The sequence below is a fragment of the Microbacterium sp. C7(2022) genome (assembly GCF_028823665.1).
Taxonomy (GTDB): Bacteria; Actinomycetota; Actinomycetes; order Actinomycetales; family Microbacteriaceae; genus Microbacterium.
The window spans coordinates 1-234 of the sequence record NZ_JAPEHV010000085.1 but is presented as its reverse complement, the minus strand read 5'-3'; the positions used below and the strand labels follow the sequence as shown (position 1 = coordinate 234).

The window sequence follows — 234 nt, the reverse complement described above, 5'->3', positions numbered from 1 at the left end:
GAAGAAGAACTCAGCCAACATCCCTTGATTGAAAATGTGGAATGTTACCGTACACCGGGATGCAAGATAGGTATCGAAGTGACACAGCGCCTCCCCATCCTCAGAGTGATGGCAAACAACGGAGACAACTATTATATTGACAATAAAGGAAAAATCATGCCGATACCCAACAGTTCGGCACACGTAGCTGTTGTTACAGGATACGTGGATCGTGATTTTGCCGTCAAGGAACTA

The 234-nt window shown here is 45.3% G+C and carries 1 protein-coding gene; it reads left to right on the top strand.

Annotated elements, in window-relative coordinates; translation table 11 throughout:
* Positions 1-234: hypothetical protein (locus ON062_RS13730; protein ID WP_274647703.1), on the top strand; the 234-nt coding region annotated here is incomplete at both ends.